The following is an 11539-nucleotide window of genomic DNA, read 5'->3' on the forward strand; positions in this document are numbered from 1 at the left end:
GCCGACGTGACCGGATCACTCAGCCCCAGCTGGCACGCGCCGCCGGGGTTAGTGTTAGATGGTTGCGGGAGATTGAGGCGGGCAACCCAAAATCCAAGCTGGACGAGCATTTGGCATGTGCACACCGGCTGGGGCTATCGACGGCTCATATCATGATCCCGCTTCTTCTCATGGAGCGAAAAATGTCGATCCCCCCAGGAACTGCTTCTCGACGAGGACCTGTCCGAGCTGGAGGATCGCTGCATCGCTCTCATTTATGAACATTCGTCCAGCACGATCAGCAGGCGCAGAGCCTCCTTTTTTACAGATGCGGGCGATCAGGAATAAGGGCTTGTCGCGCAATGTCTGCCGAACCGATCACCGCCGATCGCATTTACCGGCGGCTCAAGCAGGATATTCTGGACGGTATATTGAGACCAGGCGCGCCGCTTGTCGTGCAGGCGCTCGCCGATCATTATGGTGTCAGTATATCACCCGTACGCGATAGCGCCCACCAACTCGTTGGTGAGCAAATCCTGGTATCGAACCAGGGCGGCGGTTTTGTTGTGCCGCCTGTTACTGCCGATATGCTGCGGGATCTCTACACCTGGCACGGATATCTGGTGCGACATGCGCTCAAGGCCAAGGCGCCATTCCAAGGTGATCTCGAACCTATCAAGGCGCTCGACCGGCATGGGCCCTTTCATCCCCGCGAATTACGTGATGCGGCCAATAGCCTGTTTTCCTTTATCGGAAGCCGACCCAAAAATGCGGTCCATGCACGCGCAATCATCATGGCAGGTGACAGATTGGCTATCGCGAGACTCCACGAGCCGCTTGTCTTCGACAACGTCCAAGAAGAACTGCTGTCGATCTGGAACCTGACAGAGATCGGTCGCGATGCGGCCGTCCGGGAGGCAATCTGGGCCTATCACCGACGCAGAATAAGGCGGGCTTCGATTGTCGCTCATCAGATCCTATCGAATATATCCAGTTTTAACACGCCGAAATGAAATTAGATTTCCCAAATATGCAGTACAGCTTGTTCGCGCAGGCCAGCCACCAACAGATTAGCGCGCATATTGAGAGCTTATAAGATCGCCAATATGTTGAGCTGCCACCTAAACTTCTCGTCGCTGCCACTTGGTAGCTTTTTTGAAGATGGAGGTTGTTATGGAACATCTGGAAAATATCGAAGGTGACATGATCGATCTGGGCGGCGCGAGCGCCGAAACGCAGGGCATTGGCCTGGTCGATCAGGACAATCCCGCTGGTCAGCAGCAGACCGGCATTCTCGACGAATAATCGGTCGACCCGGCGCGCGTTTCAGCGCGCCGGGTCATATTCAAGAATTTTACGGGAGCTTTGCCCCATGCTGGTCATGCTGCGGCCGGGCCTTGCCTATTGTGTGACCGAAGGGCAGGCCGTCTTCCTCGATCTCACGGCCGATCGCTATTTTGCTCTGAGTCCTGCAAAGACTGCCGCCTTTTCAGATTGCCTCATCGAGGATCATAGCCCCGAGGCGAAACCGGCTTTGCGCTATTTCATAGACGCCGGGATATTGGTCATCGGCGTTGCGGACGCAACAGGCCGGGCGTTGCCAAATATTCAGTTGCCAGCGCGTGACGCGCCTCTTCTGCCGGACGTCTCGGTCCGCCGACAAACCTTGGTGCGGGCGATGGCTATTTTGCTCGCCACGCGTTTCAAGCAGATATATCGCCCGAAGGCATTGTTCGCGTTCGGGCTTGAAGCGCGCTGGTGGAAATTGGGGGCGAACGTTTCTGGCCGAGGCCGTCTTGGTGATCTGCTTGAGGCCATGTCGTACGCGGAGCGGCTGCTGCCGCTCCGGCTGAACTGCGTTAGCCGCACACGAGCACTCAAATATTTTCTGGCGTGTTATGGCGTGGATACCGACATGATTGTCGGGGTGAGGCTTCATCCATTCTCGGCGCATTGCTGGCTTCAGGTCGACGACATCGTGCTGAACGACACGCTGGAGGGCATCGCCCCTTATACGGTGATCAGAGGCATCAAATGAGCAGCTTCTATTCTTTCGCGATCGACATTCGGCCTGCGGCTTCGAGTTTTCCTGGTCCCGTGGAGAGTGGGGTGGGGAAGGCAGAGACGCCGGTCTCCCTGAGGAGCGTGTCCAGCGACCTTGATCGCTATGAAGCCGTCGACGATCGCGGCCGCCATTTGCTGTTATTGGGCAATCTATTCGACAGGACCGCAAATCAAATTGTGTCGCCGAGCGATTTCTCGCAGATTCTACGGGAGCAGGATCCGATCCAGGCGCTGCTCGTGGACTATTGGGGGCGGTATGTCGCTGTCCTTCACCATGCCCCGACTGGACATGTTGAACTGGTCCGAGATCCGTCTGGCCAAGTCCCATGCTATTATCGCCAGGATATCGGTCAGCTTCACGTCGCGCATGACGCAGATCGGCTGTTCGTTGAGACTGGGGTGCCCGATCCCGACTGGTCCATCCTGGCAAGGCATCTGCGCAATCCCATGGTACGAACGAACGATACCTGTCTTCACAGCGTGTCTGAGCTTTTGCCGGGTTTGTGCGTCACATGGTCGGCTGATAGGCTGACATGCAAGCCAAGGTGGATTCCGCAGATTGAAGCAAATCTGATCGAAAAGCCTGTCGAGGCTATTGCGGATCGACTGAAGCGCGAGATCGAAAATGCAACTACCGCCTGGGCGCGGCGCTTTCCTCGCCCTTTACTGGGTCTGTCTGGAGGTCTGGATTCCTCGGTCATTGCTGCGTCGCTCAGGGCACACAAGTCGGATGTGAACTGTTTGAATGCCGTCTTTGGCACAGGGAGGGGAGATGAGAGAAGCTATGCGGCGGCGGTCGCTGGCATGTACGGTTTCCCCCTCCATCAAGTATTGCTCAAGGTTCATGACATTGATTACAGCAGATCGCTGGCCTCGGCCAAGCCGAGACCGTTATCGAGCGCTTTCACGCAGGCAATCGACAGAGCCTCCGCCGACGTCGCCGACGCCTGCTTAGCGGACGCCCATTTCAGCGGGGGAGGCGGTGACAATCTCTTCGCCTTCATCCACTCTTCCTATCCCGCGACCGACTGTCTACTGGATACCGGCTTCGGGGCGAAATATCGGTCAACCATATCCAACCTGACGCGGATGACCGGCTGCGACATGTGGCAGATATTGGTGCGATCAATCAGACACGGGGTCTTTGCGCATCGCCCGTTTGCCCACAGGGTGGACGTGCGATTTCTAGGCGAGCAGAATGCCGACGCCTTGCCCGTTCATCCGTGGATCGAGCGCGGCGGCAAGCGGCGTCCGGGAAAGCGTCAACATATCGCGGCGACGCTGGAGGCCATTCATTTCACCGAGTTTCTCAACATCGGCGGGCGCCCCACTATTTATCCGCTGCTCTCCCAACCACTGATGGAATATTGCCTTTCCATCCCGGTTTGGCGCTGGTCGGACAAAGGCGTTGATCGGTCGCTCGTGCGTGAGGCTTTCCGCCGAATGTTGCCAGATGAAATCATAGCGCGCCGGACAAAAGGATCATTCGGCCAGCTTTTCGAAGCGGGCTTCATGCGTAACATCGGTGTCACCAGGTCCATGCTCGCGGATGGCCAACTCGCGGCCCAAGGCCTTCTGGATCGTGCGGCATGCCTCGATGCCCTGAGCAGACCGGAGAAATTGCGTCCGGAGGTCATGAGCCGTCTCGCGCTTTTTGTGGATGCGGAGGCGTGGCTGGCGGGGCGAAGCGCCCGTTAACGGCCGACGCGTTCAGGGCGCGTCGCAACCAATCGAGCACACGTCGATACACCGCAAGACGGTGCGCGGGCTGGAATTTCACATGCCCTTCGTCTGGGAATATGTACATCTCAACGGGCCATCGTTTGGCGCGCAGCACTTCAAACGTGTTGAGCGCCATTCGATACTCCTCTTCCGAAGCCTGAATGAGGATAGGGATCGGCCGCTTATCTGCATGCATAGCCAATGAGGATTGCGACCAGAAGGCATCCGCCCGACTGCCGGGCAGGGGATAGCCCAAGCTTCCATACCACCGCCGATATCCTTCGCCGTTGCCGACCATCATGCTCGCATCTTCGCAGCATGTGCTCAGGGCTGCGGCGGCGAACTTGTTGGAATGGATCAGCGCGAAGGTCGCTGTCGTCGCACCATCGCTCTGGCCGGTGATTGCAACCCGGCCCGGATCCACCAAGCCGCTTTGTTCGAGACGATCGATAATGGTCTCAAGCGAAGACAATATGCTCCGGCGATCGATCCAGTCTTTCTGGTTCGCCTTAAGATATTTTTCATAGGTGACGGCAGGCCCGTGCAGCGCATAGGCCCTGGGCTTGTTGAAGCTGAGAACCGCAAACCCATGTGATGCGAGAAGCTGTATCGGATATTCGTCCGCCGTTCCGCCGCGCAGAAAGCCTCGTGATTCATACTGGACGATAACCAGTGGCAACCGCGTTCCCGGCCTAACGCCGGCCGGAAGGACGAGGTCGCCAAAAGCCTCTATCCCGAAGCTGTTCTTCCACGCCAGGCGCTGGACTCTACCAAGCCGAAATTGCGCGAATTCTGGATTGGGATCGAAAATCGTATCGAGGGAGCCGGTCGCTACGTTGATCGAGACAATATGTCGGGGCCGAAGGGAGGCCTCGCGAGCGCAGATGAGCTGTGTGTCTCTTACTCCACAGCCAAACAGCGCGTCGTCAGTGAGCAGGATCCTGCGCGGGCGACTGCTTCCAGGAATCCAGCGGTAAAACCCGGTCTTCTCGTCCAATGCGCCTTCGCGCGTGGCAAATATCAGCTGCTTGCCGCCAGGCAGCCACCAGGAGTCGGTAACGTTCCGGCAGGCAATGGCCAGGCATTCGAATGTCCTCGCGCCGACACGAACGTGCAGACGCGCTGGCTGCCGAAATTTTGCGGGATCGTCGGCGATGGACCAGGCGACATGATCGGCATCGAACCGAGCATGGGCTCTCGCTCCCGCGAGCCGTGCCCCGGCCGGGGACACTATTTGCGTGATTTCTTCCTGTCTCGCCGGCCGGACGCTAGCGCTGCCCATATCAAGCGCTTGGACGACCGATGGAATTTGGTTTGTGGGCAGGGGCTGATTGCTGCCCAGCGGCCAGAAGCGGTCGTCGTAGCGAAAGCCGTTCAGGCCTTCTCGCGTGATTTCATCTCTTGCCTCCACAAGGCCGGGACGGCTGCGAAATAGGAGCGCGTCGCCAGTTTCTGACCATTCCAGTGCTTCGACATCGACCTCGGACTGAATGAGCATATGACGGTCTGTTCCGTCGGGCTTGATGATCCAGATTTCTGCCTTCCCGCTACGCTGTTTGACATAGGCGAGATACCGGCCGTCAGGATGCCAGCGGACCAAGGGAGGCTTGGGAATGCCGAGCGGTATGCCGACCAGACCATATTTGTCGAAGCTTGCGCGCTCGATGTCGCCCGCGTCGTCGATCACACGCGCTGGGGTACGGCCATCTGTTGGAACCAAGACGAGCGCCGAGCAGAAGCGGTTAGACGCCGGGTTCGCCTGGCGAAGCTGAAGCGCAATCATGTCGCCGTCCGGGGACAGTTGTATCGGTGCGCCATCCAACGAAACGCCGCCAAAATCGCGTAAGCCGATCAGGGCTTCCGCAGTGATGTCCCTGAAAGCCCGGTTACTGGTCCAATGGATCGGGAGAGAACATGGGGTGCTCCCTCCCTCCGTTACGGGGTTGCTTCGGGGTTGGGCGAAGGCATGCGTCGCCATGAACAAGGGCATGGCGGCGCATATCAGGGCCCTGGCAGCACCGGACGGATTGGAAGTAGTCGGCCTGGCAAATGCTCTGGTCATCACTGTCACCAATGCTTTGTGACGCTCAGGCTTACGAAGCGACCGATGGGAGAATAGTTGGTTGAATCATAGTTGACGTAGAAGCTGTTGCCTCCGCTTGGTGCAGCATAGGGAGGCCGGGCATTGAACAGGTTGCGAGCGCTGAGTGCAAAATCCCATGCACCAAGCGGGGTGTCGGCTGGCAGGGTGAGAAGCGCGTTCAGATCGAACGTGGTTTGCGATTTGACGTCATTCTCACTTGTGGAGCGCGTATCGCGCAGCCGCCCCGAATGGTTGACATAGCCTGCCAGCGTGAAGCTGCCCTTGGTCCAGCTTATGTTAAACCGGCCCCGGAATTTGGGTGGATTGTAGATGATGCCGGCGAGGCGGGTAACCGGAGCGTTCTCGTTGATCTGTTCGGTCGATTTAAGCCAAGACCCGTTGCCGCCCACATTCAGTTCGCCCCATGCGCCTATTGGAAGGCTATACCGCCCGCTCAGATCGAAGCCGTGAATCTTCTGCTCAGTGCCGTTGATGAAATTGTTGAAGGCAATGGCGACGACGGACGATGGATCATAGGGCGCCCCGCTGTAATTATTCAGCTGCCCATTGGTCGATGCGATGAGAGCAGCCTGCGTAGCCGCGTCCGGGGCGTAGATCACATAGTCCCCGAAGATGGGATTGCTTAACGCGGAATATTGATTGACCCCAGAGATGGGCTGGATAATCCGGTTTTTGTAACGGATGTTGAAATAGGAAGCGTCCAACTGAAGGCCCGGGATCGCGCTAGGATGCGCACCAAGGGTGATCGTCCAGGTTTCCGCCCTTTCAGGCTTCAGATCGGGATTGCCGCCTTGGCTCATCATGGCGACCGAGCCGCTTGGGAATTGGGATCCGCCATAGGCGGACGCCGCGCGCAGGGTGACGTAGCGCATCTGATATTGCTGCAACAGCGTGGGCGCCTTGAACGATTTGCCCCAAGAAGCCTTGAGATCAAAAACGCGGGTCGGTGCATATATGAGGCCGAGCTTGGGCGTGGCGACTTCGTCGATGCCGGGATAGCGCTCGTAGCGCAGGGCTCCATTAATCGAAATCCGATAGGCCCAGCTCAAGTCTTGTTCGGGCGATATGAGGGGGACGTTAAGCTCGCCGAAGGCGTAGCTGCTATCGATGCTGCCACCCCCGTTGGAACGGCTGCCAGATGCATTTGTATCCTCGAAACTATTATATCGGTAACCGCCGCCGACTGCCAGGCGGACGTCTCCCGCCGGCAGACTAAGAAGCTTGCCTTCCGCGCCCAACTCTACCGATCGCGCAACATTGCAATAGCAACCATAGGCCCTGCTCGCGACAGCGCCGTTCGAGTAATAGCGTTGATCGTAATCAGTGCGGTCCCGGCCATAAAGGCCGCTCAGGTTCACCGTCCAGTCGGGATTGATCCTCCAGGCCAGTGATGGGGCCAACGCGAAGCTCTTGTTGACTGGCGTGTTGAGATAGCCCGAACGAGCGTCGAGCGCGAGCATTGAGGATATCTCGCGGCGATTGAAAAGTGCATCGACCGCAAATTCGAGATTCGGGCCGATAGCCTGGTGTCCGCTGAGAATGACGCTGTGATTTTCGCGCTCGGGCAGCAGGGTGGCTGTGTCCGGCATATAGTCGGTGTAGCTGCGATCGCGCGCGGTTATGTCGCTGCCCTTCAGGAAGTCATAGGCCAAGATGAGTCCGCCAGAGTTCCAGCGGATACCGGCAGTGGCATTATATTGCTGCTCGACATCGCCGCCGTCCGTTGCCGCGCCCCATCGCGCCGAGGTCGAATAACCCTCATAGTCTCGCTTCAGGATGATGTTGACGACGCCGCCCACGGCGTCGGATCCATAAATGGCTGAAGCGCCATCAGGTATGACCTCCATGCGGCTCACGACCGAAACGGGTATCGCGCTGATGTCGACTGCCTGGACCGCCGATCCGTAAGAGAGCCGGTGGCCGTTGAGCAGGGTCAGGGTGGCGTCGCCGCCGAGGCCGCGGAGGTTCGCCGTAGAACCGCCGGAGAGGTTCTGGTTCGCGATCCCGACGTTGCCCGGTGCGACCGAGGGGTTCTGTCCGCCGCTGAAGCTTTGCGGCAGGGATCGAATGACTTCGCCCAGATCATTCTGTCCCGACCGGCGCATTTCCTTTTGCGATACTTCGATCACGGGCGCCGCGATGTTCGCACCCTTGATGCGGGAGCCTGTCACGAGGAGTGTCGTGGATGGCGCATCGCCATCCTCCGGCGATCGCTGCGAGGTCGGACTTCCCACAATCACAAAGCTGCCGCCATTTTCAATGGCACGCAGACCCGTGCCCTTGAGGAGCAGTCGTAGCGCTTGCTCAGGAGCGAAGCGGCCATCCAGCTTGGGCGACATCCGACCTTCCACTTGTGCCGGCTGAAACATGACTTCGCGTCCGAGCTGGGTTCCCAGGGCTCGCAACGCATCGGCGAGATTTTGCGCCTCGATATGAAAGGTCTGATCCGTCTGCGTGTCGGCCAGCAGTCTCGGCGAGGCGGTGGCGAAGCCGACTGCACTCGCGATGGCGATGATGTTGGCGAGATTGTAAATGATTTTCCGCATGAGGGCCCCTTGTCTTCGCATCGTTTTTTGATGCTCTGACTGGCTCCACGTTGCCGGATGTGAATTTATGGGGCTTCGGCCTCGCTCTGTGAAATTTTTGTGTCGGATGGCGTCAGGGTTATGGAGTTGTCAGGCGTTTCCGCAATCTTCAAGCCAAAGAGAAGGCTGAGGTTGGAGGCCAGCCTTCGAGGTTCGTCGATCGCAAATGTGCCTGACGCCCGCAGATCAGCGATGGCCGCGATTGGCTGCCTGATCTGGAGACGCGAGTAGCGATTTGCCTCATTGATGAGATCGCCCACCCTTACATCATCGAACTGCCTCATTTTCGAGGTCCAGCTTTCCCCTGCAGCCGGAGCGAAGGATGCTGGTAGGTCGCGCACGCCAAATTTCCCAGCTTCGACCACCTGCCCGGGGCGTAGCAATCTCGGTTTGCTGGTAACATCGTGTCCAACAACATGGTCGGCTCGCGCGACGTCCACCGATCCGCGCAGGAGGCGGACGAAATATGTTTGGTCCGAGCGGAAGCCGACATCAAAAACTGTTCCGTGAGCGGTCACGATGGCATTGCCGACAGAAACGATGAACGGCCTCTTATCATGGGCCACTTCGAACCGAGCCTTGCCCTGCTCGAGGCGGAGCAACCTTGAACTTGGCGTAAATTGCATCGATACGATGCTGTCCGTGTCGAGTGTAATCTCTGATCCGTCTGCAAGCTGAACCTTACGGATCTGTCCGACTCTACTTGCGAATTCGGCGGTATGTTGCCCAGCGTCGGCGACTATTGCGGGTCCGTTCTTTTGGCCTTCATTGCCAGCTGGCATCCAGACGATGGCAGAGAAGGAAAGCAGGATCACAGCGACCGCCGCCGCAAGAGCCACCACATGTCGGCGGTGCGTCGGCGCAGCGTCTGCTTCGGCTTTGGTCGGCGACACCAGCGACTTTCCCATGCTGTAGACTTCCGCGATCCGCGCGTAGGCAATTCGGTGGTCTGGATCTGCGGCAAGCCATGCCTTGAATTCCTGGTCGCGGTTTTGGGCATCTGGACCCTGCATCGCGGCGAACCAGGATGCGGCTTCTTCGCGCATGGCGGAGCGCTTCTCTTGTTCATCGAGCATGTCAGTCGTCCAGAGCTTGTGCGATACGCGCCAGTGCGCGGCCCAGATGATATTGAACGGTAGGGACCGCGATTCTAAGCTTTTCACCGATTTCTCGATAGGTCAGATTCTCTACCCGATGCATGAGGAAGACTTGCCGGGTCTGGTCGGGGAGACCATCGACGGCCGCCTTGTAGAGACGCATGACATCCTGCCTTTCGATTCCGAAGCTTTGCTCCGGGGCAGCGCCGATTTCGGGTAGTTCATCCAGCGTCGGCCCTATGGTCGCGGCCGCACGTCTCGCACTGCGCATTCGATCCACGAGAAGATTGCGGGCTATGCGTTGCAGATAGGACGCTGGATGAACGAGTATCTTCGTACGCATATGGGCTGCAAGCCTGGCAAATGCTTCCTGCATGAGATCGTTGGCGTCCTCGTCATCCCGCATGCGTTGCTTGAAATAGCGGATGAGGCCCGGAGCTTCTGTGCTGTAAGTATCACTTAGAATCGCCGTGTATGCGCTGTCTTTTGCGACAGATAGGGAGCCGCCTGGATGCTTGTCGGGCATAGGAAGCGGTTGAGCGCGATCCGTCTGGGATCGATTGATGGGGAGAGGACGTAACACGCGAGCTTGGCCAACAGGCCGACAGAATCGGTCCCGAGAATCCCGGGGGCGATTGAGCTAGGTGTGTCTCAAGCGATGGCGGGCCGTCGCTCCGACCGCCCCAAAAATCAGAGGGGCGTCAGTTATGCCTGACAGGATAATCCTACAGCGGGGCCGTCAGCAAAATCCCCCCTGCCGACCTATGATGCCGCGGCCCAGTCTGCAGATCAAGAGGTCAAGACGAATAGTTATTCCTGATGGGTACGCTGGGCCGTGGTACTGCTGAGCGTTGATCCTGCATTGCTTCGATTCTCTCGAGCATGATCCAGGCTGGGCCGAAGCGCTGGCGGTCGAACGGCAGCATGGCGCGAACACGAGCGACTTTATTGCAGAAAGAGTAAGAACGCTGGCGCTGGCGGGTGATCAGGCCGGTGTTGCGCGGTGGCTCGACGTTGCGACGCGCTTGGACCAGCTTCTCGATGCGGGCACCATGGCGCATTGAAGGAGGGCAGCTATCTGATCATGTTCCGGCCCGTCAGTTTCTCAGCGAGCGTACGGAAGGTGATCGACCAGCGGGTCTCTCCCATTTCGGCTATGCTATGTTCCCATTGGTACCGCGCTTCGCCATGAAGGTGATAGACCGAACGCGGCGCGAGCGGAATGGTGACGCGATCGAACCCGCTGGCGTTGCGCCGCCGAAAACGCAAGGGGGCCGACACGCCCAGCGAAATGCCGACGACATGGTCGAAGACCGGGCGATCACGGTGCCAGCCTATGCCGGCACCAAGATCGTAGCGGATGAGGAGCGCCTGGGCTAGGCTGGCGGGCTCAAGGCCGACAAAGACAGCGGCTTTTGCACGCACAGGTAGCAGCCAATCCGGCATGGGATCTGTAGGTCCGAAGCGTGCGTCGTCGAAGTCGTAGCGCCAGCCATAGGAACTGGTCAGGCGCTTGCCGAGCCAACCCTGGAAACGAAACGGCTCGAGCGCGGATGCGTCGATCCCGTCGATCAGCCTCAACTCTTCATCGCGGGAGATAAGGTCTTCCCGATAGGACAAGCCCGGGATTTTCGGAGTCTCAAACAGGTCGGGGAACAGGCTGGCCATCAACGTCTAGCCCGTCTTATTCAGCGGTGGGGCTTTGAGGGTTGGCGGGAGTGGCGTAAGCCTTTGGCTTGCTGTAGGAAATTGGATGTCTAGACCAACCTGCAGCGAGGCAAAAAATGCCACAGGCCACACCCGCCGAGAGCCACGATAGCGCGGCGGTGATTTCGTTTCCAGCGGTGTTGCGCAAGAAGGTGACGGGCGCCTTCGACGGAGGGCGACTGACCTCGGACGGTGGTGTAGTGCTGCTGGCCCAGGCCGAGCGGGAGATGGGTATCTGCAAGCGCCTTGCCGCCTGCATCGCCGACCCGCGCGACCCTGCG

The 11539-nt window shown here is 58.6% G+C and carries 12 protein-coding genes and 1 pseudogene; 7 read left to right on the plus strand and 6 right to left on the minus strand.

Annotation, left to right across the window (positions count from 1 at the left end; genetic code table 11):
• The first annotated feature begins 341 nt into the window (after window positions 1-341).
• The 4 genes from BF95_RS22955 (at window position 342) to BF95_RS22965 (ending at window position 3741) form a co-directional block, all read left to right on the plus strand.
• A complete protein-coding gene (locus BF95_RS22955; protein WP_051520203.1) occupies window positions 342-992 on the plus strand; it encodes a GntR family transcriptional regulator in 651 nt (216 codons plus the stop codon).
• Between the two features lie 160 nt (window positions 993-1152).
• Window positions 1153-1284, plus strand: a complete 132-nt coding sequence (locus BF95_RS27665) for a benenodin family lasso peptide (protein ID WP_161774400.1) — start codon at window positions 1153-1155, stop codon at window positions 1282-1284.
• A 67-nt stretch (window positions 1285-1351) separates the two neighbouring features.
• Entirely contained in the window at window positions 1352-2017 is a 666-nt protein-coding gene (locus BF95_RS22960; RefSeq protein WP_043154804.1) for a lasso peptide biosynthesis B2 protein, read from the plus strand.
• Window positions 2014-3741, plus strand: a complete 1728-nt coding sequence (locus tag BF95_RS22965) for an asparagine synthase-related protein (RefSeq protein ID WP_043154807.1) — start codon at window positions 2014-2016, stop codon at window positions 3739-3741. The genes BF95_RS22960 and BF95_RS22965 overlap by 4 nt, the downstream gene beginning before the upstream one ends.
• Here BF95_RS22965 and BF95_RS22970 read toward each other — a convergent pair.
• The 3 genes and pseudogenes from BF95_RS22970 to BF95_RS31260 all read right to left on the minus strand — a co-directional run.
• On the minus strand, window positions 3677-5755 hold the full coding sequence (locus BF95_RS22970; protein WP_327195514.1) for an Atxe2 family lasso peptide isopeptidase: 2079 nt from the start codon (window positions 5753-5755) through the stop codon (window positions 3677-3679). The genes BF95_RS22965 and BF95_RS22970 overlap by 65 nt on opposite strands.
• 77 nt (window positions 5756-5832) lie before the next feature.
• On the minus strand, window positions 5833-7668 hold the full coding sequence (locus BF95_RS22975; protein WP_235209958.1) for a TonB-dependent receptor plug domain-containing protein: 1836 nt from the start codon (window positions 7666-7668) through the stop codon (window positions 5833-5835).
• Window positions 7669-8238: pseudogene (locus tag BF95_RS31260) on the minus strand (TonB-dependent receptor plug domain-containing protein); the annotation flags it as partial.
• Between BF95_RS31260 and BF95_RS29865 the strand changes: the two are divergent.
• Entirely contained in the window at window positions 8170-8454 is a 285-nt protein-coding gene (locus tag BF95_RS29865) for a hypothetical protein (RefSeq protein ID WP_235209959.1), read from the plus strand. The pseudogene BF95_RS31260 and the gene BF95_RS29865 overlap by 69 nt on opposite strands.
• Window positions 8455-8480: 26 nt before the next feature.
• Here BF95_RS29865 and BF95_RS22980 read toward each other — a convergent pair whose 3' ends face one another.
• The gene (locus BF95_RS22980; RefSeq protein WP_043154811.1) at window positions 8481-9530 is read right to left on the minus strand and encodes a FecR family protein; all 1050 of its coding nucleotides are present in this window, start codon (window positions 9528-9530) and stop codon (window positions 8481-8483) included.
• Between the two features lies 1 nt (window position 9531).
• Window positions 9532-10077, minus strand: coding sequence for an RNA polymerase sigma factor (locus BF95_RS22985; RefSeq protein WP_076605507.1), 546 nt, complete (start codon window positions 10075-10077; stop codon window positions 9532-9534).
• A 325-nt stretch (window positions 10078-10402) separates the two neighbouring features.
• Between BF95_RS22985 and BF95_RS22990 the strand changes: the two genes are divergently transcribed.
• On the plus strand, window positions 10403-10615 hold the full coding sequence (locus BF95_RS22990; RefSeq protein ID WP_037476111.1) for a DUF6961 family protein: 213 nt from the start codon (window positions 10403-10405) through the stop codon (window positions 10613-10615).
• Between the two features lie 10 nt (window positions 10616-10625).
• On the opposite strand, the gene BF95_RS22995 is transcribed toward BF95_RS22990, so the two are convergent.
• Window positions 10626-11219 carry an alpha-ketoglutarate-dependent dioxygenase AlkB gene (locus tag BF95_RS22995; RefSeq protein WP_037476113.1) on the minus strand — a complete coding sequence of 198 codons (594 nt, stop codon included), beginning with the start codon at window positions 11217-11219 and terminating at the stop codon, window positions 10626-10628.
• A gap of 116 nt (window positions 11220-11335) precedes the next feature.
• Here BF95_RS22995 and BF95_RS23000 point away from each other — a divergent pair.
• On the plus strand, window positions 11336-11539 hold a 204-nt coding region (locus tag BF95_RS23000; protein WP_043154813.1), incomplete at its 3' end, for a transposase.

Source organism: Sphingobium sp. Ant17, from assembly GCF_000588875.1.
Taxonomy (GTDB): domain Bacteria; phylum Pseudomonadota; class Alphaproteobacteria; order Sphingomonadales; family Sphingomonadaceae; genus Sphingobium.